This is a genomic window from Neobacillus niacini (assembly GCF_031456445.1).
GTDB classification, from domain to species: domain Bacteria; phylum Bacillota; class Bacilli; order Bacillales; family Cytobacillaceae; genus Neobacillus; species Neobacillus niacini_I.
In genome coordinates, this window is sequence record NZ_JAVDUQ010000001.1 from 330,144 (window position 1) to 356,168 (window position 26,025).

General features: G+C 39.6%; 26 protein-coding genes. All 26 read right to left on the reverse strand.

All coding sequences use genetic code 11. From position 1 onward, the window contains the following. Positions 1-20 precede the first annotated feature (20 nt). A complete protein-coding gene (hslU, locus tag J2Y67_RS01650; protein WP_310169837.1) occupies positions 21-1,427 on the reverse strand; it encodes an HslU--HslV peptidase ATPase subunit in 1,407 nt (468 codons plus the stop codon). Between the two features lie 20 nt (positions 1,428-1,447). Then, positions 1,448-1,990, reverse strand: coding sequence for an ATP-dependent protease subunit HslV (gene hslV / locus J2Y67_RS01655; protein ID WP_310169839.1), 543 nt, complete (start codon positions 1,988-1,990; stop codon positions 1,448-1,450). Between the two features lie 258 nt (positions 1,991-2,248). Next, positions 2,249-3,556 carry an FADH(2)-oxidizing methylenetetrahydrofolate--tRNA-(uracil(54)-C(5))-methyltransferase TrmFO gene (gene trmFO, locus J2Y67_RS01660; protein WP_310169840.1) on the reverse strand — a complete coding sequence of 436 codons (1,308 nt, stop codon included), beginning with the start codon at positions 3,554-3,556 and terminating at the stop codon, positions 2,249-2,251. A gap of 174 nt (positions 3,557-3,730) precedes the next feature. After that, on the reverse strand, positions 3,731-5,809 hold the full coding sequence (topA, locus tag J2Y67_RS01665; RefSeq protein ID WP_310169843.1) for a type I DNA topoisomerase: 2,079 nt from the start codon (positions 5,807-5,809) through the stop codon (positions 3,731-3,733). Positions 5,810-6,271: 462 nt separating this feature from the next. Next, entirely contained in the window at positions 6,272-7,162 is an 891-nt protein-coding gene (gene dprA / locus J2Y67_RS01670; protein ID WP_310169845.1) for a DNA-processing protein DprA, read from the reverse strand. Between the two features lie 84 nt (positions 7,163-7,246). Further along, entirely contained in the window at positions 7,247-8,149 is a 903-nt protein-coding gene (gene sucD, locus J2Y67_RS01675) for a succinate--CoA ligase subunit alpha (RefSeq protein WP_310169847.1), read from the reverse strand. A 23-nt stretch (positions 8,150-8,172) separates the two neighbouring features. After that, positions 8,173-9,333 (reverse strand): ADP-forming succinate--CoA ligase subunit beta, encoded by a 1,161-nt coding sequence (sucC, locus tag J2Y67_RS01680; RefSeq protein WP_310169848.1) that lies wholly within the window; start codon positions 9,331-9,333, stop codon positions 8,173-8,175. A 253-nt stretch (positions 9,334-9,586) separates the two neighbouring features. Continuing rightward, positions 9,587-10,363: a ribonuclease HII gene (locus tag J2Y67_RS01685; RefSeq protein ID WP_310169849.1), complete on the reverse strand. Its 777-nt coding sequence runs from the start codon at positions 10,361-10,363 to the stop codon at positions 9,587-9,589. Between the two features lie 54 nt (positions 10,364-10,417). Beyond that, a complete protein-coding gene (gene ylqF / locus J2Y67_RS01690; protein WP_310169851.1) occupies positions 10,418-11,290 on the reverse strand; it encodes a ribosome biogenesis GTPase YlqF in 873 nt (290 codons plus the stop codon). Positions 11,291-11,313: 23 nt separating this feature from the next. Further along, entirely contained in the window at positions 11,314-11,874 is a 561-nt protein-coding gene (lepB, locus tag J2Y67_RS01695) for a signal peptidase I (RefSeq protein WP_310169853.1), read from the reverse strand. 166 nt (positions 11,875-12,040) lie between these two features. Further along, positions 12,041-12,385 carry a 50S ribosomal protein L19 gene (gene rplS, locus J2Y67_RS01700; protein WP_026574863.1) on the reverse strand — a complete coding sequence of 115 codons (345 nt, stop codon included), beginning with the start codon at positions 12,383-12,385 and terminating at the stop codon, positions 12,041-12,043. A gap of 143 nt (positions 12,386-12,528) precedes the next feature. Beyond that, positions 12,529-13,272 carry a tRNA (guanosine(37)-N1)-methyltransferase TrmD gene (trmD, locus tag J2Y67_RS01705; RefSeq protein WP_310169856.1) on the reverse strand — a complete coding sequence of 248 codons (744 nt, stop codon included), beginning with the start codon at positions 13,270-13,272 and terminating at the stop codon, positions 12,529-12,531. Continuing rightward, positions 13,269-13,787 carry a ribosome maturation factor RimM gene (gene rimM / locus J2Y67_RS01710; RefSeq protein ID WP_310169858.1) on the reverse strand — a complete coding sequence of 173 codons (519 nt, stop codon included), beginning with the start codon at positions 13,785-13,787 and terminating at the stop codon, positions 13,269-13,271. The genes trmD and rimM overlap by 4 nt, the downstream gene beginning before the upstream one ends. A 14-nt stretch (positions 13,788-13,801) precedes the next feature. Further along, positions 13,802-14,188: a YlqD family protein gene (locus tag J2Y67_RS01715; protein ID WP_310169860.1), complete on the reverse strand. Its 387-nt coding sequence runs from the start codon at positions 14,186-14,188 to the stop codon at positions 13,802-13,804. 93 nt (positions 14,189-14,281) lie between these two features. Then, positions 14,282-14,512 (reverse strand): KH domain-containing protein, encoded by a 231-nt coding sequence (locus tag J2Y67_RS01720; protein WP_310169862.1) that lies wholly within the window; start codon positions 14,510-14,512, stop codon positions 14,282-14,284. Between the two features lie 10 nt (positions 14,513-14,522). Beyond that, positions 14,523-14,795, reverse strand: a complete 273-nt coding sequence (gene rpsP / locus J2Y67_RS01725) for a 30S ribosomal protein S16 (RefSeq protein ID WP_071356109.1) — start codon at positions 14,793-14,795, stop codon at positions 14,523-14,525. Between the two features lie 209 nt (positions 14,796-15,004). Next, entirely contained in the window at positions 15,005-16,357 is a 1,353-nt protein-coding gene (ffh, locus tag J2Y67_RS01730) for a signal recognition particle protein (RefSeq protein WP_310169864.1), read from the reverse strand. A gap of 12 nt (positions 16,358-16,369) precedes the next feature. Next, positions 16,370-16,702 (reverse strand): putative DNA-binding protein, encoded by a 333-nt coding sequence (locus tag J2Y67_RS01735; protein ID WP_310169866.1) that lies wholly within the window; start codon positions 16,700-16,702, stop codon positions 16,370-16,372. Positions 16,703-16,894: 192 nt separating this feature from the next. After that, a complete protein-coding gene (gene ftsY, locus J2Y67_RS01740) occupies positions 16,895-17,884 on the reverse strand; it encodes a signal recognition particle-docking protein FtsY (protein WP_310169868.1) in 990 nt (329 codons plus the stop codon). A gap of 17 nt (positions 17,885-17,901) precedes the next feature. After that, positions 17,902-21,468, reverse strand: a complete 3,567-nt coding sequence (smc, locus tag J2Y67_RS01745) for a chromosome segregation protein SMC (protein ID WP_310169870.1) — start codon at positions 21,466-21,468, stop codon at positions 17,902-17,904. Between the two features lie 36 nt (positions 21,469-21,504). Then, complete coding sequence (rnc, locus tag J2Y67_RS01750; protein WP_310169872.1) at positions 21,505-22,248, reverse strand: ribonuclease III; 744 nt, start codon at positions 22,246-22,248, stop codon at positions 21,505-21,507. A 148-nt stretch (positions 22,249-22,396) separates the two neighbouring features. Next, positions 22,397-22,630, reverse strand: a complete 234-nt coding sequence (acpP, locus tag J2Y67_RS01755) for an acyl carrier protein (protein ID WP_045515275.1) — start codon at positions 22,628-22,630, stop codon at positions 22,397-22,399. Between the two features lie 69 nt (positions 22,631-22,699). Further along, a complete protein-coding gene (gene fabG, locus J2Y67_RS01760) occupies positions 22,700-23,443 on the reverse strand; it encodes a 3-oxoacyl-[acyl-carrier-protein] reductase (RefSeq protein ID WP_310169874.1) in 744 nt (247 codons plus the stop codon). Continuing rightward, complete coding sequence (gene fabD / locus J2Y67_RS01765) at positions 23,440-24,387, reverse strand: ACP S-malonyltransferase (RefSeq protein WP_310169876.1); 948 nt, start codon at positions 24,385-24,387, stop codon at positions 23,440-23,442. The genes fabG and fabD overlap by 4 nt, the downstream gene beginning before the upstream one ends. A 15-nt stretch (positions 24,388-24,402) precedes the next feature. After that, positions 24,403-25,407 carry a phosphate acyltransferase PlsX gene (gene plsX / locus J2Y67_RS01770; protein WP_310169878.1) on the reverse strand — a complete coding sequence of 335 codons (1,005 nt, stop codon included), beginning with the start codon at positions 25,405-25,407 and terminating at the stop codon, positions 24,403-24,405. A gap of 13 nt (positions 25,408-25,420) precedes the next feature. Next, positions 25,421-25,987 (reverse strand): transcription factor FapR, encoded by a 567-nt coding sequence (gene fapR, locus J2Y67_RS01775; RefSeq protein WP_310169881.1) that lies wholly within the window; start codon positions 25,985-25,987, stop codon positions 25,421-25,423. Positions 25,988-26,025 lie beyond the last annotated feature (38 nt).

Sequence of the window (26,025 nt, forward strand, 5' to 3'; positions counted from 1 at the left end):
AGGCCTGAAACACCCTCATTTTAAAGAATAAATTGACTTAAGTCCTTATTTCTTGAGATTGCTCCGAGTTTGTCGTCGACATATTGCGGTGTAATTGTAATTTTTTCCATTGTAATATCAGGAGCTTCAAAGGATAAATCCTCTAAAAGCTTCTCCAATATGGTGTGAAGTCGTCTCGCTCCAATATTATCGGTATTTTGATTCACTTCAAAAGCTATTTCAGCTATTCTACGAATAGCATCGTCAGAAAATTCAATTTGTATACCTTCTGTTTCCAATAATGCTTGATATTGTTTAATTAGTGCATTATCAGGCTCAATTAGAATCCTGAAGAAATCTTCTACATTTAATTTTGTTAATTCAACCCGAATCGGGAATCGGCCTTGTAATTCTGGAATTAAATCGGAAGGCTTCGCCATATGGAATGCCCCTGCTGCAATAAATAAGACATGATCTGTTTTAACAGAACCATATTTGGTTACAACTGTTGACCCTTCTACAACAGGTAAAATATCTCTTTGAACCCCTTCACGGGAAACATCCGCTGAGGAACCACCGGAATTTTTACTTGCAATTTTATCGATTTCATCAATAAAAATGATGCCATTTTGTTCTGCCCTGTAAACGGCTTCCGAGGTTACTTCATCCATATCAATCAACTTTTGTGCTTCTTCATTCGTTAGAACATTTCTTGCTTCCCGGACTGTTAATTTTCTTTTTTTACGTTTCTTCGGCATAAAACTACTCAAAGCATCCTGCATATTCATGCCCATTTGTTCAATTCCCGAACCTTGAAGCATATCAAACATGGATGGTGCCTGCTCTTCAACTTCAACGGTAACGATTTCATCCTCTAATTGTCCTAATGCAAGCTTTTCCTTAACAATTTTTCGCTTTTCGTTAATCGAATAATCATCTGTCTGCTGTGATTCATGTTCATTTTGGGAGTTTCCCCCGCCAAATAACATTTCAAGCGGATTTTTATAACCGGTTGTTTTCTTTGCTGACGGAACAAGCAGGTCTACAAGTCTGCCATTTGCATTTTCCTCTGCCCGTTCTTTAACGTTAAGCATTCTTTCTTCTTTCACCAATCGAACGGAAGTTTCTACTAAGTCACGGACCATGGATTCTACATCCCGGCCAACATATCCCACTTCAGTAAATTTGGTTGCTTCAACCTTAACAAAGGGAGCCCCGACTAGCTTAGCAATTCGGCGGGCTATTTCTGTTTTACCAACACCAGTCGGTCCAATCATTAAAATATTTTTCGGAATAATTTCATCCCGTAATTTTTCGCTTAACAAGCCTCTTCTGTATCGATTCCTAAGGGCAACAGCTACAGCTTTCTTCGCATCTTTCTGCCCAATAATAAATTGGTCAAGTCTCTCTACGATTTGGCGCGGGGTTAAATTTGTTGTTTTTCCCATTGATTAGGACTCCCTTCCCGTTATAGCTCTTCAACGATAATATTGTGATTCGTATACACACATATTTCAGCAGCTATTTCTAAAGAAGCTTTAGCAATTTCTTTTGCAGACAAATGATCCCCTGAATATTTCTTTAGGGAACGCCCCGCAGCTAAGGCATAATTACCGCCAGAACCGATCGCAAGAATACCATCATCAGGCTCAATGACTTCACCTGTCCCGGAAACAAGCAGCAAGCTTTCCTGGTTCATAACAATCAGCATTGCTTCAAGCTTCCGTAACATTTTATCGCTGCGCCATTCCTTAGCGAGCTCAACTGCGGCTCTTTGAAGGTTTCCGTTATATTCTTCAAGTTTACCTTCAAATAACTCAAACAATGTAAAAGCATCCGCAACAGATCCGGCAAAACCTGCTAATACTCTTCCATTAAATATCTTTCTCACTTTTCTTGCTGTGTGCTTCATCACAACCGCATTTCCAAACGTGACTTGCCCATCACCTGACATCGAACATTCACCATTATGGTGAATCGCAAAAATCGTAGTAGCATGAAATTGCTCCATAAATTAAAACCTCCTCTTTGGAGTTTTCTATTTTCCGTTTAACCCAAGAATGAAAAAGCATCGTGAATTCCTTGTTCAAACGTGAACAATAAATTTACTAATATCATGTTGGAAATGTTCAATTCTATATTTTGATCAATTCTTCTCAATTTGTAAATATTCGAGATAGAATGTTAATAAAACATTCACATTTGTCAAGCTTTCACCACACAAGGCCTATTAAATCGTAACATACTTCCATAGCCCTTGCAAGAAATTTTACAAAACTTTCACAAAGTTCTGAATTGTTTCTAACGCTCTGTTTGCATGCTGTAAATTTCTCTCTTGTTTCCCCTTAATTTTGACAGGTAATTCAGGAAATAATCCAAAATTTGCATTCATCGGTTGGAAATTTTTCGCATTAGTGGTGGTAATATAATGTGCCATGCTGCCAATAGCAGTCTCAACCGGAAACTCTAAAGTTTCCTTCCCTTCAATTAAACGTGCTGCATTGATTCCCGCAATTAATCCGCTTGCAGCTGATTCAACATACCCTTCAACCCCAGTCATTTGACCAGCAAAGAATAAATCATCCCGCTCACGGAATTGATAAGTTGCTTTTAAAACCTTTGGCGAATTGATAAATGTATTACGGTGCATCACTCCATAACGGATAATTTCAGCATTCTTAAGTCCCGGTATAAGGCTGAGGACCTCTTTTTGTGCACCCCATTTTAAATGCGTTTGAAATCCAACAATATTAAATAATGTTCCGGCGGCATCGTCCTGCCTTAACTGAATAACAGCAAAAGGTCTTTTCCCCGTTTTCGGATCTTCTAAACCAACCGGCTTTAAGGGACCAAAAAGCATGGTTTTCTTTCCTCTGGCAGCCATTACTTCGATTGGCATACAGCCTTCAAAGAAAATTTCCTTTTCAAATTCTTTTAAGGGAACGGTTTCAGCAGAAATTAATGCTTCATAGAATCGGTTAAATTCTTCCTCTGTCATCGGACAATTTAAATAGGCTGCTTCACCCTTATCGTAACGGGATTTTAAATATACCTTATCCATATCAATGCTTTCTTTTTCAATAATGGGTGCTGCAGCATCATAAAAATAAAGATATTCTTCACCGGTTAAATTCTTTAGTTGAGCTGAAAGTTCAGGACTTGTCAGTGGGCCTGTTGCTATTACTGTCGGTCCTTCAGGAATATCAATTACTTCCTCATTAATGACCGTGACATTTTCATGATTTTTAACCAAATCCGTTACTTTTGCCGCGAATTCATGCCGATCAACCGCCAAAGCCCCCCCTGCAGGCACTGAACAGGCATCAGCAGCCGCGATAATCACCGAATCAAGCTTCCTCATTTCTTCCTTCAACACACCCACAGCATTCGTTAAGGTGTTTGCTCTTAAGGAATTACTGCAGACTAATTCTGCAAATTTATCTGTATGATGAGCAGGAGTTTGCTTAACAGGTCTCATTTCATAAAGGCGAACCTTAATTCCACGTTTCGCAATTTGCCAGGCTGCTTCACTGCCGGCAAGTCCTGCTCCAATAACATTAACTGTCATTTCTTTCATGAATGTCCTCCTAGACCACTTTCTTAATTATGTAACCAAACATCTATACTATACTTTTCCCTCAATTTAGTCCATCTTGCATTTTACTATACGAATTGAAAACAAAAAAGTTTTTTGGTTTAAAAAATTTTTAAAGTGCCTAAAAAAAGAAAAGAGCAGGCAAGCCGCCCACACTTAGCTTTGCTGCTCTTCTTTGTAATCGCAATTCGGACACTGTACTTGAACACCTTTTTTTAATTTCTTCTCAACCAGATACGATTCGCATTTTGGGCAATTTCTTGGAAGTGGTTTATCCCATGAAATAAAATCACATTCAGGGAAGCGGTCACATCCATAGAAAAGGCGTTTTTTCTTACTCTTCCTCTCAATGATATTGCCTTCTTTACAATTCGGACAAGTAACCCCGATTTCCTTCACAATGGGTTTTGTATTTCGGCAATCCGGAAAATTGCTGCAGGCCATAAATTTTCCGTATCGACCCATCTTAAATACCATTGGGCTGCCACAATTTTCACAATCCTCACCTGCAGGTTCATCTTTTATTTCAACAGATTGCATTTCCTTTTCAGCTTTCTCTAAATGTATCTCAAAGTCCCTGTAAAAATCATCGATAATATTTACCCAGCGAACTTTGCCATCTTCAATATTATCTAATCCCTGCTCCATTTTTACCGTAAATTCAACATCTAAGATATCAGGAAAGAATTCAAGAATTAATTCATGAATAATTTCCCCCAGCTCAGTCGGAATGAACCGTTTATTATCAAGGGCGACATATCCTCTTTTTTGAATCGTATCTAATGTTGGCGCGTAGGTAGATGGACGACCAATCCTTAGTTCCTCAAGTGTTTTGACTAGCCTTGCTTCCGTATATCTTGGCGGCGGCTGTGTAAAGTGCTGCTTCGGCTCAATATCCTTTTTGAACACCTCATCGCCCTCTTTTAAATCAGGAAGCATATTGTCTTTTTCTTCTACTTGATCATCACTGCCCTCAACATACACCTTCATAAATCCCGGGAATTTAACCTTTGAACCCGTTGCACGGAATATTACCTTTCCATTCTGCAAATCCACACTCATTGTGTCCATTACAGCCTGTGCCATTTGACTGGCTAAAAAACGTTCCCAAATTAATTTATACAAACGTAATTGGTCCCTCGATAAAAATTCCTTTAAACTGCTTGGATCTCGAAAAGTACTAGTCGGTCGAATTGCTTCGTGGGCATCTTGGGCACCCGTTTGTTTTTTGTCTTTTCTTTGTTCCTCTTTTAAATATTCCACACCGTATTGACCTTGAATGTACTCCGCAGCTTCTTTCTGGGCAACTTCTGAAATACGGGTTGAATCTGTTCTCATATAGGTAATGAGACCAACTGTTCCTTCTTTCCCAAGCTCAATTCCCTCATACAACTGCTGCGCAAGCATCATGGTTTTCTTTGCCCGGAAATTAAGTTTCCTCGCTGCTTCCTGTTGCAAGGATGAAGTAATAAACGGCGGTGCAGGATTTCTTTTCCGCTCTTTCTTTGTAACGGCGGTTACCGTAAATTGATTGCCTTCCATTTGCTTTAAGACATTTTGAACATCTTCATCTGAGCGTAATTCGGTTTTATCCTCGCCCAAAATCGTATGGAACCCGGCACGAAAATGATTTTTTCCTTTTACTACCTCTCCTTCAATGGTCCAATATTCTTCGGGAACAAAGGCTTGAATTTCTTTTTCACGGTCAATAATCAACCGAACAGCTACCGATTGAACCCGTCCTGCACTTAACCCTTTTTTGACCTTTTTCCAGAGAAGCGGGCTGATATTATAACCAACTAAACGGTCAAGAATTCTACGTGCCTGCTGGGCATCGACAAGGTCCATATTGATTGGGCGCGGATGCTTAAAGGATTCCTTTATTGCATCCTTTGTAATTTCATTGAAGACAACGCGGCAGTCAGAATGAATATCAACATCCAAGCTATGGGCAAGATGCCAAGCAATGGCTTCCCCTTCGCGATCAGGGTCAGCTGCTAGAAAGATTTTTTTTGCTTTTTTAGCAGCTGATTTTAATTCCTTGAGAACAGGACCTTTTCCCCGAATCGTTATATATTTCGGTTCAAAACTTTTTTCAACATCTACACCCATTTGGCTCCTTGGAAGGTCGCGGACATGCCCCATTGATGCTTTTACTTTATATTTATTTCCTAAATAACGTTCAATCGTTTTCGCTTTTGCTGGCGATTCTACGATTACAAGATAATCAGACATTTAGGTAATCCTCCTTAAGAGGGATAGAAGAACTGTGGAAGCGCCTTGAAGCGGGCTTTAGCCTGTTTCTAAGATGCTTACAATTTGAGAAGCTTTCCTTTTATTCCAATATTAAAAAATATGGACTGGAAAAATACTTTACAAAAATGACTTATCCCAAAGTTTTCGATTTATCGACAATATTATTCCTTGATATTCAAATTATGCTTAAAATGAAAATTAAATATCAAAATATCCATTATTATTGAACATATTACTTGTTCTTGTCAATGAACTACTCATTTAAAGAAACCGTTTTCACCTAAAACGACCTCTTTTTTCCATAGAAACATCTGTTGGAAAATGTATAACAGATTAGGAATAATTTCAAGTTATTTTAGCTTATTTCTCCAAAAAATGTGAAAAAACCTTCTATAATTTAATTTTTTATTCATTATTTGCTTAATTTTTGTTAAATATGTTTCATGATTTCAGTTCTTCTAAAATATCCTCTGCACTCGACACAAGCTTTGCCCCTTGCTGGATTAAATCGTTCGTCCCAATTGAAAAGGGATTAAAAATGCTTCCCGGAAGCGAAAACACCTCCCGCCCTTCATTTACTGCATAATTTGCCGTAATGAGGGACCCGCTTTTACGTTTAGCTTCTATTATAAAGGTGCCTTTGGAAAGTCCACTGATGATTCGGTTCCGTGCCGGAAAATGCCATTTAAGCGGTTTTGTGTCAGGTGGATATTCTGAAATAATCAAATGATTTTTCATCATCTCTAATGCCAGGCTCATATTTTCCTTAGGATAGATATGATAAATACCCCCAGCAATCACCCCAATCGTTTTTCCGCCATTTTTAATGGCAGTGTCATGTGCCAGTGCATCAATTCCTTTTGCAAGACCACTGACAATGAGAACCCCTTCATCGATTAATTCAGGAAATATTAGTCGGATTGCATTTTTCCCATAAAGTGTTGCCTGCCTCGAGCCAACTACCGCCAGCTTAGGTTCTTTTTCCAATAAAGATACATCACCTTTTGCAAATAATGCCCAAGGCGGCTGATAAATTTCTTTTAATACAGTAGGGTATTCCTTGTCAAAAATCGAAATAACATTAATTTCATTTGGTTTATATTGGCGAATTTGTTCATGAATGATTTCAGATTGGATAGTAATAATAGAAGGCTTACCGGGTTGTTGAAAGGTATTTAAAGGCGGAAATGAAGAGTTTTGTTGAAGTAATTGTGGATGCAGGTGATAAACTGAATGAAGTGTGGGATCTTTTTTTAACATTTGATATACGGCATTCCAAGAAATATTGGGGTAATGAAGCAAGTGAATTAATTTTTCTTTAAAATCGTCCAAAATAGGACCCTCCCTTTTTTATTTTAATCCAGAAGAAATAGCCCCTCAAAGTATGAGGGACTATCTGCTAGTCTTGGTTGCATTCTAGTGTGTTTTGCACTTTTCAAATAAGCCTTGTTCTTTTAATGCTTCGATTAAAGTTTCACCCATTACAGATGGAGTGTCGGCAACTTTAATACCGCATTCGTTCATGACACGGATTTTTTCATCAGCAGTACCTTTACCGCCTGAAATGATGGCGCCAGCATGGCCCATACGCTTTCCTGGAGGTGCTGTGCGGCCGCCGATAAAGCCAACAACTGGTTTCGTCATATTTGCTTTTACCCATTGTGCAGCTTCTTCTTCTGCTGTACCGCCGATTTCACCAATCATGATCACGGCATAGGTTTCAGGGTCTTCATTAAAGGCTTTTAAAACGTCGATAAAGTTTGTTCCATTTACAGGGTCTCCACCAATACCAACAGCTGTTGTTTGACCAATACCAGCTTGTGTTAATTGATGAACCGCTTCGTATGTTAATGTTCCGGAACGAGAAACAACACCGACATGGCCTTTTGTATGAATGTATCCAGGCATAATTCCAATTTTACACTCATCAGCTGTAATAACACCCGGACAGTTAGGACCAACCAAACGAGTTTTCTTGCCTTCCATGTAACGTTTAACTTTTACCATATCCAATACTGGAATATGTTCAGTAATACAAATAGCAAGATCCAATTCAGCATCTACTGCCTCAATAATGGAATCTGCTGCAAATGGTGCTGGAACATAAATAACAGAAGCAGTAGCACCAGTAGATTCAACAGCTTCTTTAACTGTATTAAAAACAGGTACTCCTTCTACCTCTTGTCCACCTTTACCAGGAGAGGTACCCCCAACGATTTTTGTACCATATTCAAGCATTTGTTTTGTATGGAAACGAGCAGTTCCACCTGTAATCCCTTGAACAATTACTTTGGTATCTTTATTAATAAAAACGCTCACGTTAATTCCCCTTTCTTAAGATCCTATTTCACTAATGAAACGATTTTTTGTGCTCCGTCTGCCATGGATTCAGCAGCAGTAATGTTAAGGCCTGATTCAGCAAGAATTTTCTTTCCTAAATCAACATTCGTTCCTTCTAAACGAACAACTAGCGGAATAGAAAGTCCAACTTGTTTAGCTGCCTCGACAACACCCTCGGCAATAACATCACACTTCATGATTCCACCAAAGATATTAACAAAAATACCTTTTACGTTTGGATCAGAAAGGATAATTTTGAATGCTTCTGTTACCTTTTCAGCTGTTGCACCGCCGCCAACATCAAGGAAGTTAGCAGGATCTCCGCCATAATGCTTAACGATATCCATTGTTGCCATTGCAAGACCGGCACCGTTTACCATACAGCCGATGTTTCCATCAAGAGCAATATAGCTTAAATCGTATTTAGAAGCTTCGATTTCTTTTAGATCTTCCTCTTCAAGGTCACGATATTCCAAAACATCTTTTTGGCGATATAGTGCATTAGAGTCGAAGTTTAATTTAGCATCTAGCGCCATAACTTTACCGTCACCTGTTACAACTAACGGATTGATTTCAGCAATCGAGCAATCCTTTTCAACAAAAGCATTGTAAAGGCCTGTCATAAACTTAACAGCTTGATTGACTAATTCTTTTGGAATATTGATATTGAACGCGATACGGCGTGCTTGATAAGGCATTAACCCAAGAATCGGGTCGATAACCTCTTTAAAAATTTTCTCAGGAGTTTTTTCCGCAACTTCTTCAATTTCTGTTCCGCCTTCTTCAGAAGCCATTAAGACTACGCGGGAAGTGGCACGGTCTAATACTAGACCAACATAGTATTCTTTTTTAATGTCGCAGCCTTCTTCGATAAGCAAACGCTTTACTTCCTTACCTTCAGGACCTGTTTGGTGTGTTACTAATGTTTTACCAAGAATTTCGTTTGCATATGTACGAACTTCATCAAGGTTTTTTGCCACTTTAACACCGCCGGCTTTACCCCGTCCACCAGCATGGATTTGCGCTTTTACCACACATACCTGTGTGCCTAGTTCTTTTGCAGCTTCCACCGCTTCTTCAACTGTGAATGCCACTTTACCATTTGGAACTGCTACCCCATATTTTCTGAGGATTTCTTTCCCCTGATACTCATGGATATTCATTTCCCATCCTCCTATCAAACTCTTCAAAAAATTGACTCCGTTTACATTGTATATAATGTCACATACCTTGTCCACCATAATACTTAAAAATTATATTCATCATATAAATACAATTAATACAAGTACTGATTTAATGAATTTTTTCATATAAATCCTTCCAATTATGGCAGATAAATATTTTACTGACATAGTAAAAAACAGGCATAAGCCTGTTTACTATCATGTACCCTTTATACTTTTTTATGTGCCGCCATCAATATTTTGCAATAGAATCTTTAATTGGCGCAAAACTTTTTCGATGGTAAGGGGTTATGCCATTATTCTCTATAGCTAAAATATGCTCTTTCGTTCCGTAACCCATATTATGCTGAAAACCGTATTGAGGATATTCTTTGGATAATTCCTTCATCAGCCTGTCCCTCGCAACCTTTGCAATGATCGATGCAGCGGCAATGGTAACACTATTGGCATCCCCTTTAATAATGGACTCGGAAGGAAAAGGGGTGTCGAGTTTCATGGCATCAATTAACAAAAAATCCGGTTTAGGCTCCAAAGAAACAATTGCAGATTTCATCGCTTTTTTTGTTGCCTCATAAATATTTATTTCGTCAATTTCTTCAGCATGAATCATTGCGATACTTAGAGCAATGGCTTCTCTGCGAATAATTGCGTCATATTCCTCCCGCTTTTTTTCGGTTAGTTTCTTGGAATCATCAATGCCCGGCAAAAAAAAGTCATTCGGTAAAATAACAGCGGCGCACGTAACCGGACCCGCAAGAGGTCCCCTTCCCACTTCATCCACGCCGGCAATAAGTTGAAAACCTTCTTCACGGTACCTTCGTTCATAGTGATTCATTTCAAAAAATTTCGCTTGAAGCTGCTGCTCTTGTTCCCGTCTTTTTTTCCATCTTGCTAAAGAGATTTGAACACCCTTACGTTCATCACTTTCAATCTCTAACAAAAAGGGATCAGAATCATTCTCGATGCACATTAATTGCTTTTCAATTTCTGCAATGGATCGTTTTTTCATATCGTTCTCCTAATTTTCCAAAAAAATAAAGCTCCCCCCAAGGGAGAGCCTGATTTAGTTAGTATTTTCCTCATCGAAGAAATCCTTTGGTCGTTCAAACGTCAGTGGACCGAATTTTTCTGATCGGACCTCTCGAATCACAAGCTCCGCCACTTTATCGTAATCAACCAAGCCTCCGCCCATTAAACAGCCTCTTAATTTCCCGATATGGTCAAACAACTCCACAACATCTTCAGGAACCGCATCAAGCTGATATCGCTCTTTTAAGCGGTCAGGGTAGGTTTTTTCTAAAAACTTAATCGTATAGATTGTCAGCTCCTGCAAGTTTAAGAGCGTATCCTTAATTGCACCCGTAATGGCTAGCTTCTTTCCAACCTCTTGGTCTTCAAATTTAGGCCATAATATACCCGGTGTATCCAGTAATTCCATTTCTTTACCGACTTTAATCCATTGCTGGGATTTCGTTACACCCGGTGTATTGCCGGTTTTTGCTATGTTTTTTTTGGCAAGCCTATTAATTAATGTGGATTTTCCTGCATTTGGAATCCCGACAATCATCGCCCGAATCGCCCTTGGTTTCACACCCTTGGCTTTTAAGCGTGCAAATTTCTCTTTTAGGATTTCTTGGGCCGCCTGGGCAATTTCCCTCATTCCGACTCCTGCTTGCGAGTTAATGGCAAGTGCATGGATCCCCTTTTCAGCAAAAAAGGCAATCCATTCTTTTGTTGCCTCTTTGTCGGCCATATCTGCTTTATTCAATAAAACCAGTCTTGGTTTATGCTGGATAATTTCGTCAATCATAGGATTTCTAGACGAATAAGGGATTCTTGCATCCACTAATTCAAAAATGATATCAACCAGCTTTAATTTCTCCGTGACCTCTCTGCGAGCCTTAGCCATATGGCCAGGAAACCATTGGATCGTCAAATTAGCCACCACCTCTCAAATTTCTATTTCACTTTAACAATATGTGCATCTTTTAACGGCCAATAAACAATGCTCGTTTTACCGATTACCTTGCTCAGAGGGACTGCACCAATATGACGGCTGTCCTTACTGAAACGCCGATTATCTCCCATAACAAATAATTCTCCCTTTGGAACGGTCTTTTGACCCACAGCCGTTTCCTCAAGTTTAAATGATTCTGTTAATGGACCATCTGTAACCTGTTTTTTATATTTATCTAAATAGGGTTCTTTATAAGCTTTCCCATTCACATAAAGAGTATCATTTTTATATTCAATCCTGTCTCCCGGAAGTCCAATTACGCGTTTTATGTAATCTTTGTGTTCAGGCGCATGGAATACGATGATATCAAATCGATGCGGCTCCCCTATATTGTAGCTGAATTTATTTACAATCATTCTGTCCTGGTCTTTTAACGTCGGCATCATTGACAATCCATCCACTACAATCGGAGCAAATAAAAAATAGCGAATAACTGCTGCTAAGATAACAGCAATCAGAAGTGCTTTTGTCCATTCCCATAGTTCATTTTTCTTTTTTGTCATTCAATTTCCCACCAATCTTTTGCAAAAAAATAAGTTTATAAAGCATATTTTACATAACTTCAGCGGAATTAACACGATGGGACAAAGTTTTTTAATTAAACTTTAATAAAAAATCGCTTATTGATAGAAAAAAAGAGCTTGCAGAGCAAGCTCTTTTCTTTTCATATTAACGAATTTCTTTAATTCTTGCTTTTTTACCGCGAAGTTTACGCAAGTAGTAAAGCTTAGCACGGCGGACTTTACCGCGGCGGATTACTTCTAGCTTCGCAATTTTTGGTGTGTGTACTGGGAAAGTACGCTCAACGCCTACTCCGTAAGAAACTTTACGAACTGTAAAAGTTTCGCTAATTCCACCACCACGACGCTTAATCACTACACCTTCAAATAACTGAATACGTTCACGAGTTCCCTCGATAACTTTTACGTGTACACGTACAGTATCCCCAGGACGGAACGCAGGAAGATCAGAGCGAAGTTGTTCTTTTGTGATTTCTTCGATTAATTTATGCATCGTATTCAACTCCTTCCAACAGACGCTCTTGCATATCTATTTACCTATTACCTGCAGCGGAACATCGTTATAAGACCAATCTGAAAAACATCAGCTTAAGTCACAAGAAGTATCATAACATAAACAACAGGGCTGTGCAATAACTACAAGGATTCTTTTTTCACTTCTTGCAGCCATTTTTTCTGTTCATTAGTTAAATCTATTTTTTCTAATAAATCCGGACGCCGTAATAGTGTTCGTCTTAAAGCTTCTTTATTTCGCCATTCTTCTATTAATTTATGATTTCCGGACAATAAAACTTCTGGAACCTTTAAACCGCGAAAATCAGCTGGACGTGTGTAATGCGGGTGTTCGAGCAGACCGGTGCTAAAAGAATCTTTCATATGGGATTCTTCGTTTCCGAGCACTTCCGGTAAAAGCCGGACAACACTATCAATCACAACCATTGCTCCTAGCTCTCCCCCAGTCAAGACATAGTCACCGACTGAAATTTCATCTGTAACAATATGTTCACGTATTCTTTCATCGTAGCCCTCATAATGACCGCAAATAAAAATTAAATGTTCCGCGTGAGCCAATTCTTCCGCTTTTCTTTGATCATACCGTGACCCCTGTGGGCAGAGTAAAATGACACGAGTATTTGGACTAGCAGCCTTCTCTTTTAGGTCTGCCACAGCGTCAAAGATCGGCTGAGGCTTGAGCACCATCCCTGCACCGCCTCCATATGGATAGTCATCAACTGTGTTATGTTTGTTATCGGCATAGTCTCGAAAGTTCACAACATTATACTCAACCGCAGATTTTTCAGCTGCCTTGTTTAAAATGGATTGCCCCAATACTCCTGCAAACATTTCCGGAAAAAGCGTGAGGACGTCGATTTTCATCATGAAAGTAACCCTTCCATCGGGTCAATCAAAATAACTTTTTCCTTCGTGTCTACCTTTTTAACAACATCATGGATATAAGGGATTAAGATCTCCTTACCCCCTTTCCCCTTTATGACCCAAACATCGTTCGCACCAGGGGAAAGAATTTCTGTCACTTTGCCAATTTCTACGCCTTTCGTGGTTGCAACCAAACAGCCGATAATTTCATGATAATAAAATTCATCTTCCTCCAATTCCCCTAACTGGGATTCGGGAACTTTGAGAATTCCATCCCGAAACTTTTCAACATCATTAATATTTTCCAAGCCTTCAAACGTCAGTAAATTAAAATTTTTGTGGCTGCGGTGGCTTTTAACCGTTAATTCTATTGGGTCCTTTGCTTTCGGTAAAAATAAGTAAAGGACATTTCCAATTTTGTATCGTTCTTCAGGGAAATCGGTTTTCGATATGACCCTTACTTCCCCTCTGATGCCATGTGTATTGACAATCTTCCCGACATTAAACCATTTTTCCATGTCGCTTTTCACCTCTATCGTATTTCATCAATAATCCCATCTCGGATAATAATCGTAGGTTGTCCGTTTTTGTCATCCCATATGTCCCCTACCTTTATCTCGAGAAGGGCTTGTACTTCTTTTTCCTTAAGTTCACTGCCTATAGGCAGAATATGTAATTGTTCTATTTGAAAATCAAGAAGCTTCTCTTTTTCCTGACGCATCTGGATTTCTTTTTCAAAGTGTTTTTTTAATGCACTCGGTGAAAAATTCTTTGATTTCTCTAAACGTTTTAATTCAAAGAGCAGCTGGTCCCGTTCCTTTTGAAGCTGCAATTTTTGTGCTTGAAATTTCTCAAACAGTTTTTCCTTGCTCTTTTCCGTTAAAACTTGTTTAACCACAACAGATTGAATAATTTGCATGATGTGCCTCCTATACTCAGCTTATTTAAGCTTAAAAAAAGTTAGCAAAAAGGGAGGGTTTTTTATCCCTCCCTTTAATCTAGATGCAAAAAGCTATTCACCAATTTCTAGAAATATTTTCTTCTGTTGTGATGATCCTGCTGCATAGACAACAGTTCTAATGGCCTTTGCAACGCGCCCTTGTTTTCCAATCACTTTCCCAATATCCGTTTTGTTGACGGAAAGAAGGTAAGTGATTCGCTGATCCTCTTCCTTTACATCGACATGAACGTCTTCCGGAAAATCAACCAAAGGCTTAACAATTGTTTCAATCAATTGTTTCATTTGCGAATCCTTACTTGCTTAATTTTGCATTATGGAATTTTTCCATGATGCCTTGGTTAGAGAAAAGGTTACGAACTGTATCAGATGGTTTTGCACCGTCTTGTAACCATTTAAGAGCTAATTCTTCGTTGATTTGAACTTGAGCCGGCTGTGCAACTGGGTTGTAAGTTCCAACGATTTCAATGTAACGTCCATCACGTGGTGAACGAGAATCTGCTACTACGATACGATAGAAAGGAGTTTTTTTAGCTCCCATACGTTTTAAACGAATTTTAACTGCCATTTTAAATAAGCACCTCCGAATATGTTTCACACAAGAAATAATAATATCAGATAACAAAATGTTTGTAAAGGTTTTTATCTTTACATCTAACCATTTATTGAATAATCCTTTTCTACAGGCTTGCGACGAGCTAAAGATCGCTTCCTCGAATAAGCTGTGGCGCAGGAGCAGAAAGAAATTAGCTTGTAAAGGTTTTTCTCTTTACGCGTTTAGAAAGGTTTAAACGGAAATTTAAATCCACCTTTTTTCTTTCCTTTTTGCTGCATCCCTGACATTTGCTTCATCATTTTTTTCATGTCTTCAAACTGCTTGAGCAAGCGGTTGACTTCAGGAACCGTTCTTCCGCTGCCTTTCGCAATCCTTCTTTTGCGGCCTGAGTTCATGATTTCCGGATGAATTTTTTCTTCTTTCGTCATCGAGCGAATAATCGCCTCCACATGGGCAATTTGCTTTTCATCTATTTGAAGATTGTTCAAACCTTTAATCTTGTTAGCCCCTGGCATCATTTTTAATAATTCATCAAGCGGTCCGAGTTTGCGAACCTGACCCAATTGTTCCAAAAAGTCATCAAGGGTAAATGAGGCTGTCCGCATTTTTTGTTCGAGTTCTTTCGCCTTTTCCTCATCGACATTGGCCTGTGCTTTTTCAATAAGTGTCAGCACATCCCCCATGCCAAGAATTCGCGATGCCATCCGTTCCGGATGAAACGGTTCAATTGCATCCATTTTCTCACCTAAACCGACGAATTTAATCGGGGTTTGGGTAACGGCACGAATCGAAAGTGCTGCACCACCACGGGTATCTCCGTCCAACTTGGTTAATACGACACCAGTCAAACCAAGAGTCTCATTAAAGCTTTGAGCAACATTGACGGCATCCTGACCTGTCATCGCATCGACAACAAGAAAGATCTCATCAGGTTTTGCAAGCTCCTTAATGTCCTTCAACTCATCCATTAAGACCTCATCAATATGAAGCCGTCCGGCTGTATCAATTAAGACATAATCATGATGCTCTTCCTTTGCTTTTGCAATGGCCTGCTTCGCAATTTCTACCGGACTTACTTGGTCTCCAAGCGAGAAAACCGGCATGTCTAATTGTTTACCAAGGGTTTGTAACTGCTTGATTGCGGCCGGGCGATAAATATCGGCAGCAACCAGCAATGGTTTACGGTTATACTTTTTCCGAAGCAGGTTAGCAAGCTTACCGGTGGTCGTTGTTTTACCTGCCCCCTGCAAACCAACCATCATAATCACAGTTGGCGGGCGCCCAGCAACGGCAATTTTACTCTGCTCTCCACCCATTAATTCCGTCAACTCTTCATTAACAATTTTAATGATTTGCTGACCCGGAGTTAAGCTTTTTAGGACTTCCTGCCCTACTGCCCGTTCACTGACTTTTTTGACAAATTCTTTGACAACCTTGAAGTTAACGTCGGCTTCTAATAAAGCTAGACGAACTTCTCTCATCATTTCTTTAACATCCGCTTCAGAGACTTTCCCTTTACCGCGAATTTTTTGAATGGTACTCTGCAGTCGGTCGGCTAATCCTTCAAACGCCATTCATGCCGCCTCCTAATCCAGTTTCTCAAGCTCGGCAACTGCTTCAAGCATCGCCTGCTTTGAAGGGTGTTCCTCGTTAAGTAGTTCTTTTACATGCTTTAATAGATTACTGCGCTCTTGAAATTTCTGAAACAATAGCAGCTTTTCCTCATACTCCTCAAGCATGGCTTCCGTCCGTTTAATATTGTCATAAACGGCCTGGCGGCTGACATTATACTCTTCGGCAATTTCACCTAGTGAGTAATCATCTAAATAATAGAGAGACATATAGCTTTGCTGCTTTGGTGTTAACAACGAATAGTAAAAATCATAAAGATAATTCATCCGTGTTGTTTTCTCAAGCATGCTCATCCCTCCTGTTGTTAAGTGAAAAGCCTTTACAAATGTAGTTTACACAGTGGGACTGTGTCTGTCAAGATAAGGCCTTTACAACGATACTTGATTCATATTTTTGCAGATTTCATCAAAAGTGCTCTGCAAAATTAGTCGGTTTAAAAAAGTAAAGCAGTACTTTGAAAATACTGCTTTCTAAAGAAATCATTCTTCTGTCTTTTCGACTTGATCGGCGAATAAGCCGTATACATACTGTTCTGCATTAAATTCCTGCAGGTCATCCATTTTTTCACCAAGACCAACGAATTTCACCGGAATTTTTAATTCATTGCGGATGGCAAGGACAATACCGCCCTTTGCTGTTCCATCTAATTTTGAAAGAACTATCCCGCTGACATTGGTTGCTTCCTTAAAGGTTTTTGCCTGGATAAGTGCATTTTGTCCTGTAGTCGCATCAAGAACAAGGAGAACTTCATGCGGTGCGCCAGGAATTTCCCGTTCAATTACCCGCTTAACCTTCTCTAGTTCCTTCATTAAATTTACTTTATTTTGCAAGCGTCCTGCTGTATCACATAATAAAATATCTGCTTTACGGGCTTTGGCTGCTTGAATAGCATCATACATAACCGCTGCGGGGTCAGAACCCTCCGCTTGCTTAATGACATCAACGCCTACCCTTTCTCCCCATACCTCCAGTTGCTCAATCGCACCGGCACGGAAAGTATCGCCGGCGGCCATCAGGACATTCTTTCCTTCACTCTTGAACTTATGTCCCAACTTTCCAATCGTTGTTGTTTTTCCAACCCCGTTAACACCGACAAATAAAATAACGGTAAGTCCCTCAGGTTGAATATTTAACTCCGAAGATAGCTCTTCACCCGCATTATAAATATCCACCAACTTTTCAGAAATTACACTTTGAACTTCTTTTGGATCCTGGATGTTGCGGCGTTTTACTTCCATTTTCAGCTCATCAATTAATTCCATTACCGTTTCAAAGCCAACATCCGCCTGAATAAGGATTTCTTCCAATTCTTCAAAAAAATCCTCATCTACTTTACGGTATCTGGACACAAGGTCATTTACCTTTCCGGAAAAGTTATCCCGAGTTTTTGTAAGACCTTCCTTAAACTTTTCTGTAACAGAATCCGCTTGTTTCGTGATTTTTTCTTTTAATTTTTTAAAAAAGCTCATGATTTCACTTCCCTATCTTAAGATTCAACAAGCTCCTTTGTATCTTCTAACCGAACAGACACAAGCTTTGAGACACCCGATTCCTGCATCGTAACTCCGTAAAGGACATCCGCTTCTTCCATCGTCCCTTTGCGATGAGTAATGACGATAAACTGGGTTTCTGAGCTGTATCGTTTTAAATATTGGCTAAAACGGTGAACATTTGCTTCATCAAGGGCTGCCTCGACCTCATCAAGAATACAAAACGGCACCGGTCTAACCTTAAGGATTGAAAACAGCAGAGCAATCGCCGTTAACGCCCTTTCGCCTCCGGATAGTAATCCAAGGTTCTGCAGTTTTTTTCCTGGCGGCTGTGCAATAATTTCAACCCCGGTATTTAATAAATCTTCCGGTTCAGTAAGTCTTAAATCGGCGCGGCCTCCGCCAAACAAGGCGCGAAAAACCGGTTCAAAATGATTCCGGATTCCCTCAAAGGTATGCTCAAAGCGTTTTTTCATTTCCATATCCATTTCTTCAATCACTTGAAAAAGCGTTTCTTTTGCTTCTTGAAGATCGTTTTTTTGTTCGTTTAGAAATTCATAGCGCTCTGATACCCGTTCATATTCTTCAATCGCCCCAAGATTTACATTGCCAAGCTCTTCAATTGCCAATTTAATCAACTTTACCCTTTTACGTGCTTCCTCAATGGAAACCATTAACGGGAACTGTTCTTTCGCCCCTTCAAATGATAATAAATATTCTTCCCTGAGGTGGGTCAGACGGTTTTCAAGTTCTACATCTAAACGGTTAAGCTTGACCTCTTCATCCTTTAATACTTCCGTCATTCCCCGGTGAAGACGCTTAAGTTCCTTTGCTTCGAGCTCTAAATCCTCTAGAACTGTTTGCAATTCCAAGCGTTCCTGTCTTCTTGATGAAATAAGCTCAATGGTTTCTTGTTTATCCTGTTGCTTCCTTACCACTTGGCCTTCCAATTGTTCCTCACCGGAAGAGCTGTTGGTCATTTCTGATGTAAGCAGCTGCAAGTCGTCCGTTAAAATCGTCAATTTTTCTTCGCTTTCTTCTAAATCCTCTTTGGTAATCGCAAAACGTTCTTTAGCATTGGTCAACTGTTCATTTTTAGAAGCAAACTCAACCTTTAATTCATTCATTTCGTTTGTTAAAGTTTCTTTCGAAGATAAATCATTAGTCTTTTGCTCAGTTAGCTTTGCTATAAGCCCATCAAGACTGACAATCTTCTCTTGATAGTTTTCAAGAGCATTGGATAATTCACTTTTTCTCTCTGTTAAACGATCTCGTTCTTCGAAAAATTGGCCTTTTTCTAAATCATAGATGCTTAAACGCTCATTAATATTCTTTTCTTCAAGCTCAGCACCATGTATATTTCCTTTTAGCGACTGCTCTTTAACCCTTAATTCCTCACCAGTATTTCGTATTTCTTCTAGAAGGTTTTCATTGATTTGAACCTCTTCCTTTAACGCTTTTACTGTTTTTTCTAAACTGGCGGTTTTTTCCTCCATGATCGTAAGCTTTTCTTTCAAATCTTCCAGCTCACCTTTTCGAGTTAAAAGTGAGGAGTTTTTTTGTTTAAGGGCACCGCCTGTCATCGAACCGCCAGGATTCACAATATCACCGTCGAGTGTAACGAGGCGGCTGCGATATTGAAGGATTTTTGCTAATTCATTGGCACACTTTAAGTCTTTCGTTATGACCACATTTCCAAGAAGATTGTTCATTACCTCTGTGTATTTATGTTCGAACTGGACTAGAGTTACTGCAGTTCCAATGAAGGAAGGGTGATTTTCGATGGAAGACAATTGAGAAGATGACAATGGTCGTCCTTTTAAGACACTAAGCGGTAAAAAGGTTGCGCGTCCAAACGAATTTTGTTTTAAAAATTGAATGGCCATCCGTGCATTTTGCTCTGTGTCAACGACGATATGCTGCAATGCACCACCAAGGGCAGTTTCAAGGGCAGTCTCATATTGTTTTGGAACCGTAACAAGCTCTGCAACGGCTCCTTCAATTCCAGTTAACTTTTTCCCGCGTGCCTTTAAAACCTCTTTAACCCCCTGGAAAAAACCTGAAAAGTCCTCTTCCATTTCCTCCAGCATTTCTTTTCTTGATTTAGCCTGCTGCAGAATCTGATAAGCTTGGTACAAGGTTTTTTCTTGCCTTTGGTAGTTATTTTTAACCGACTCCAGCTTTTTTTGCTGCTCGCGGAATAAAACAACATGGTCGGCCAGCCTTTTCTGAATTTCTTCTAATCCGTTTAGAATCGTTAATTTTTTCTCTGCCGCAATTTGACGCTCCGCGATAAATCTGCTATTTTCCTCGTCGAGCCGTAAGTTCTTCTTCTCTTGCTGTTCAAGCTGCTGGGTAATCATTCTTAATTCATTTTTAGCCCCTGCTTGATCATTCAACAATTCAATATATTCACTTTTTAATGATTCAATTTTTTCATCCATATTTTCCGTGAATAATTGGAGCTTCTCCTGCTTTTCCTTTAACTGAGTCTTTAGTGTTCGAGCCTGTTCACTTAAAAGTCGAACAGACTCTGCTTGCGTGTCCCGGTTCTTTTTAAGCTGGGCTACCTTCTCAGTTAGTTCAGAAATATTTTTGATTAATTGTTCTTTATTCTGTGAAGCATTTTTCTTTCGTTCCTTTAATACCTGCTTCCTGCCCTCCAATTTTTCCAGTTCTTCGCTTGCATAGAGGAGGACATTTTGCAAATCAGAAATCGACTCATCTATTGCGGTTACATGGTCCCTTGTTTCGGCAATTTTAGCCTCTTTCTTTTGCAGCTGGGTCGAAAGTTTCAACTCTTCCTGTTGATGCTCATCCAATTGGTGAGAAAGCTTTTCCCATTTTTGATGCAGATCTTCAATTTCATAAACCGTTAACGCAACTTCAATTTTTTCAAGCTCTTCTTTTTTCTCTAAAAAGTCTTTTGCCATCGACGCTTGAATTTTTAGCGGCTCTACCTGGCTTTCCAGTTCGTAGAGAATATCTTTCACACGATTTAAATTCTCTTGTGCTTCAGATAGCTTTCCCTCCGCTTTTTTCTTACGATTTTTATATTTTAATACTCCGGCAGCTTCTTCAAAAATTGTTCTTCTGTCTTCCGGCTTACTATTTAAGATTTCTTCTACCTTTCCTTGACTGATAATTGAAAAGGCTTCCCTTCCTAAGCCAGAATCCATAAAAAGATCCACAATATCCTTAAGTCTGCACGGCTGTTTATTAATGAAATAGTCACTATCCCCAGAACGGGATACTCTTCGTGTAACACTAACTTCATTATAGTCAATCGATAACCCCTGGTCCTCATTATCTAAGGTTAGGGTTACTTCAGCCAAATTAAGTGGTTTTCTCGTATCACTCCCGGCAAAAATGATATCCTCCATTTTTGCCCCTCTTAATGATTTTGCTGATTGTTCCCCCAGCACCCAGCGAATGGCATCGGTTATATTACTCTTCCCGCTGCCATTAGGTCCAACCACAGCCGTCACCCCAGGGACAAAATCCACTCCGATACGGTCAGCGAATGATTTAAATCCAATAATGTCCAACCGCTTTAAAAACATTTAAAAAATCCTCCCTTAAAGCGCGTTTAGATGAAATTACATGGTTGTCTTCCCTTTTAATACCTCAAGCGCCATTTGGGCAGCATGCTGTTCTGCTTCTTTTTTGGATTTACCGGTACCGGTTCCTAATTCTTCTCCGTTTAATGAGACCCTGGAAACAAACTCTTTGTTATGCGCCGGTCCTATTTCCTGAAGAACCCGATATTCAATCAAGCCGGTCCCATCGCGCTGAACGAGTTCCTGAAGCTGACTTTTAAAATCCATCACATGAGAAAAAGCACCCGCATTTACTTTAGGAAATACAATCTTTTCTAGAAACTCAATTACTGGATCAATTCCTTTATCTAAATAAAGCGCTCCAATGAAGGCTTCAAATACATCTGCAAGCAATGCAGGACGCTCCCTGCCACCCGTCATTTCTTCCCCTTTTCCTAATAAAATATATTTACCAAAGGAAAGTTCGTTAGCAAAAGAAACAAGTGATGGCTCACAAACAATGGCGGCCCGAAGTTTCGTTAATTCTCCTTCACTCATCATGGGATATTTTTTAAAAAGGAATTGTGAAACAGTAAGTTCGAGTACGGCATCTCCTAAAAATTCAAGCCTTTCGTTATCTTCATAAGGCTTCCTGCGATGCTCATTCACATAGGATGAATGGGTAAAAGCTTGTTTTAATAATTTCTCATTTTCAAAATGAATTCCAATAAATTGTTGAAAATCCTTGAATTGATTTTCTTTTGCGCGACTGCTTGTTTCTTTTTCCTTGCCATTTTTGCGCATGAAAAGTCTCCACCTTGCATTTTATTTTCACACAGTTTCCTAGTAATAGTTTAAAAAAGTTGCGTTAAAAACGCAAAGAAACTTGGCAATACTGCCAAGTTGAAGAAAGCCCCGTTTGAAAACGGAGCTTTCAGAAGAAATCCAACGATTAATTTTTGCTATTTATGTAATTAACAGCATCACCAACTGTGCCAATTTTTTCAGCATCATCGTCAGAAATTTCCATATCAAACTCATCTTCCAATTCCATTACTAGTTCAACTACATCAAGGGAATCAGCACCAAGATCATCCTTAAAAGAAGCTTCAAGCTTAACTTGAGACTCGTCTACACCTAAACGGTCTACAATGATCTTTGTTACACGTTCTAATACCTCTGCCATGCTTGTTCACCTCCCCTCAAGCTATTATAGAGTATTTGATTAAAATAATAAATGTTAAATTTTTAAAAATTACATTACCATGCCGCCGTCGATGTGAAGTGTCTGTCCTGTCATGTAAGAACTGTCATCAGAAGCAAGGAACGCTGTTACTTTGGCGATATCTTTAGGTTCTCCAAAACGGGCTAAAGGAATTTGTTTAAGCATTTCCGTTTTGATCTCTTCTGTTAATTTGTCTGTCATATCGGTCGTAATAAAACCTGGTGCAATCGCGTTAACTGTAATATTTCTTGCCGCCAATTCTTTTGCTGTTGTTTTTGTTAATCCAATCACGCCAGCTTTTGCCGCAACATAGTTCGCTTGCCCAGGATTACCGCTGACACCAACGATGGAAGCGATATTGATGATTCTACCTGAACGTTGTTTCATCATTTGTCTCGTTACAGCTTTTGTGACAAGGAAGACACCTTTTAAATTAATGCTGATGACATCGTCCCATTCTTCTTCTTTCATTCTCATTAATAAGTTATCTTTTGTAATGCCAGCATTATTAACGAGGATATCTAGTTTTCCAAAACGCTCAACCGTCTCTTTGACCATTGATGCTACCTCTTCAGAATTCGAAACATCGCACTTTACCGTAAAAGCGTCTCTGCCCAGTGCTTTAATTTCATCTACCACTTCATTTGCTTTTGCCTCGCTGCCGGCAAAATTCACTGCCACATTTGCTCCCTGGCGTGCCAACTCAAGGGCAATTTCACGACCAATTCCTCTTGATGCCCCTGTTACAAGTACTGCTTTTCCTGCTAAACTCATAATTGACCCTCCTTTAATGCTTCGATTACATCCTTACAGCTCACCGCGTCAGATACGGAATAGGTTTTAACAGAACGATCAATTTTCTTAATTAGTCCCGATAAAACCTTCCCTGGTCCAATTTCAATAAATGTATCTACACCAAGGTCAATCATTTTTTGAACGGAATCTTCCCATAAAACAGGTGAAAAGAGTTGCTCAATTAATTTCCCTTTGATTTCAGGACTTTTGCTCATCGGTTCAGCTGAAACATTCGCAATGACTGGAATTTTTGCATCCTGCATATTTAAACCATCTAAAACACCCTGTAACTTTTCAGCAGCTGGTTTCATAAGCGAAGAATGGAAAGGTCCGCTCACCTCAAGTGGAATCACACGCTTTGCTCCTGCTTCTTTTGCTTTTTCCCCCGCAAGCTCTACTCCTTTTCTTGAACCGGAAATCACAATTTGACCGGGACAATTTAAATTTGCAAGGGATACAGGAAAACCTGTTTCACTTACTTGGTTACATGCCGCAGAAAGCTTTTCACGATCAAGACCTAAGACTGCTGCCATTGTGCCTTCTCCATTTGGAACAGCCACTTCCATCAACTCGCCTCTTTTTCTGACGGCATATACACCTTCTCCAAAGGTTAAGGCACCAGAAGCAACTAGAGCAGTATACTCCCCAAGGCTATGCCCAGCAAGATAATCTGCTTGAATCCCTGATTTTTGAAATAGGGATAACAGTGCAATACTGGTTGTTAACAATGCAGGCTGGGCATTCACGGTTAAGGTCAGCTCAGCTTGCGGCCCCTCAAAAATAATTTTACTTAAGGAACTTTGAAGTGTTTCATCTGCCTTCGTAAAATAACTCATCATTTCTGAATTTTGTTCTGCAGCCTCTTTCCCCATTCCAACTGTTTGGGAACCCTGCCCCGGAAAAACAAATGCAATTTTACCCATTTTCGCACTCCTTCTTTACTGTTCAATTTTCGAAATCTTTGTTTCTTCTACCGCATTTTTTATTAAACCAACGACATCATTTCCTGCCATCTCTCTTGTTTGGCGAATGGCACTAAAGATCGCTTGTGCGTTTGAAGAACCATGCGCTTTAATCACTGGTGCTTTTAAGCCAAATAGAGCAGCTCCGCCATATTCCGAGTAATCCAGCTTGTTTTTCAAGGCATACAAATTTGGTTTTAAAACAGCAGCCGCCAGTTTGCTTGTAAAACTGCTCATTAAAGCTGTTTTTAACATTTTCATCATAGAAAGGGCGGTTCCTTCAATTGTTTTTAAAACCATATTTCCAGTAAAGCCGTCCGTTACGACCACATCGGCTGCACCTTCAAGTAAATCGCGCGCTTCAACATTCCCAATAAAATTGATATTCGCTTTTTTTAAAAGTTCAAAGGAGCCTTTCGTTAATTCATTCCCCTTTTTTTCTTCCGTGCCAATATTTAATAATCCGACTCGTGGTTTTGCTATACCTCTTACCTTTTCACTGTAAATCGATCCCATGATGGCATACTGCAAGAGATGTTCAGGCTTTGCATCGGCATTTGCTCCAACATCTAGAAGAAGAAAGCCTTCTCCTCCGATCGTAGGCAAAGTTGGAGAAAGAGCGGGGCGATCAATCCCTTCAATCCTGCCGACCACAAACAGACCAGCCGCCATTAATGCACCGGTATTACCAGCGGAGATGCAGGCATCCGCCTCCCCATCTGCTACCTGCGTGGCCGCTAAAACCATTGAGGCATTTTTCTTCCGGCGGACTGCCCGTACCGGTTCATCTGTTCCAAGGATTACCTCAGTTGTATGTATGATTGAAATTCTCTCTTGGCTTGTTAAATGCTCCTTAATTTTACTTTCGTCCCCAACAAGGGTAATATGTATATCAGAAAATTCTTGAACAGCCTTTACTGCACCAAGGACTATTTCTTTAGGGGCATGATCGCCGCCCATTGCATCAATTGCAAGTTTCATTTCGTCTCATCCCTTAATGATTTTTCGAACGGTACATTTCAAATTCTCCGGTAAAAACAAGCTCATTGTTTACAAAGCTATTGACTTCAACAAAGGTTCTCCCGAGACCGTCATCAATTTTTAACACCTTAGCCTTGGCAATTACCCGTTCATTTTGCTTTACTGAACGTTTAAATTGAATATTTGCTTTCGCTGTTAAGGCTAGTTCATCATTGATGACAGCTACAGCCAAAGAATTTGCCTGCGCAAATAAATGATGACCGCGAGCGATCTTATTCCGTTTAAAAACATGCTCTTCTTTGACATCCAAAATGGATATTGCACTTCTATCTAAGTCGATATCAATAATTTCACCAATAACTTCTTCCAGTGGCAATGAACGAACCTCATCAGAAAATCGTTTTTCAGCGACATTTTTGATTCTTTCCCTTAGTTCCGGTATTGATAACTCTAATCGATCAAGGCGGATAGTTTGGACGCTTACTTGAAATTTCTCCGCAAGTTCTTCATCCGTCGTAAATGGATTTTCTTTTATGGTTGAGGTTAACAATTGCTGCCGTTCTTTTTTACTTCTTCTCATGATTTTACACCGTCCGAGCTCTTATGACTAGGTACTAA

Bases quoted from the DNA above. Each gene is read 5' to 3' on its own strand.
- J2Y67_RS01720 (WP_310169862.1), bottom strand. From the start codon at position 14,512: ATGAAACAATTGATTGAAACAATTGTTAAGCCTTTGGTTGATTTTCCG.
- fapR (WP_310169881.1), bottom strand. From the start codon at position 25,987: ATGAGAAGAAGTAAAAAAGAACGGCAGCAATTGTTAACCTCAACCATA.
- hslU (WP_310169837.1), bottom strand. From the start codon at position 1,427: ATGGGAAAAACAACAAATTTAACCCCGCGCCAAATCGTAGAGAGACTT.
- plsX (WP_310169878.1), bottom strand. From the start codon at position 25,407: ATGAAACTTGCAATTGATGCAATGGGCGGCGATCATGCCCCTAAAGAA.
- trmD (WP_310169856.1), bottom strand. From the start codon at position 13,272: ATGATGAAAATCGACGTCCTCACGCTTTTTCCGGAAATGTTTGCAGGA.
- fabG (WP_310169874.1), bottom strand. From the start codon at position 23,443: ATGAGTTTAGCAGGAAAAGCAGTACTTGTAACAGGGGCATCAAGAGGA.
- J2Y67_RS01735 (WP_310169866.1), bottom strand. From the start codon at position 16,702: ATGCTTGAGAAAACAACACGGATGAATTATCTTTATGATTTTTACTAT.
- lepB (WP_310169853.1), bottom strand. From the start codon at position 11,874: ATGACAAAAAAGAAAAATGAACTATGGGAATGGACAAAAGCACTTCTG.
- trmFO (WP_310169840.1), bottom strand. From the start codon at position 3,556: ATGAAAGAAATGACAGTTAATGTTATTGGAGCAGGACTTGCCGGCAGT.
- ftsY (WP_310169868.1), bottom strand. From the start codon at position 17,884: ATGAGCTTTTTTAAAAAATTAAAAGAAAAAATCACGAAACAAGCGGAT.
- fabD (WP_310169876.1), bottom strand. From the start codon at position 24,387: ATGGGTAAAATTGCATTTGTTTTTCCGGGGCAGGGTTCCCAAACAGTT.
- J2Y67_RS01685 (WP_310169849.1), bottom strand. From the start codon at position 10,363: ATGAAAAAACGATCCATTGCAGAAATTGAAAAGCAATTAATGTGCATC.
- smc (WP_310169870.1), bottom strand. From the start codon at position 21,468: ATGTTTTTAAAGCGGTTGGACATTATTGGATTTAAATCATTCGCTGAC.
- rnc (WP_310169872.1), bottom strand. From the start codon at position 22,248: ATGCGCAAAAATGGCAAGGAAAAAGAAACAAGCAGTCGCGCAAAAGAA.
- sucC (WP_310169848.1), bottom strand. From the start codon at position 9,333: ATGAATATCCATGAGTATCAGGGGAAAGAAATCCTCAGAAAATATGGG.
- hslV (WP_310169839.1), bottom strand. From the start codon at position 1,990: ATGGAGCAATTTCATGCTACTACGATTTTTGCGATTCACCATAATGGT.
- rplS (WP_026574863.1), bottom strand. From the start codon at position 12,385: ATGCATAAATTAATCGAAGAAATCACAAAAGAACAACTTCGCTCTGAT.
- acpP (WP_045515275.1), bottom strand. From the start codon at position 22,630: ATGGCAGAGGTATTAGAACGTGTAACAAAGATCATTGTAGACCGTTTA.
- J2Y67_RS01715 (WP_310169860.1), bottom strand. From the start codon at position 14,188: ATGCAAATTATTCAATCTGTTGTGGTTAAACAAGTTTTAACGGAAAAG.
- rpsP (WP_071356109.1), bottom strand. From the start codon at position 14,795: ATGGCAGTTAAAATTCGTTTAAAACGTATGGGAGCTAAAAAAACTCCT.
- ffh (WP_310169864.1), bottom strand. From the start codon at position 16,357: ATGGCGTTTGAAGGATTAGCCGACCGACTGCAGAGTACCATTCAAAAA.
- topA (WP_310169843.1), bottom strand. From the start codon at position 5,809: ATGTCTGATTATCTTGTAATCGTAGAATCGCCAGCAAAAGCGAAAACG.
- rimM (WP_310169858.1), bottom strand. From the start codon at position 13,787: ATGGAAAAATGGTTTAATGTCGGGAAGATTGTCAATACACATGGCATC.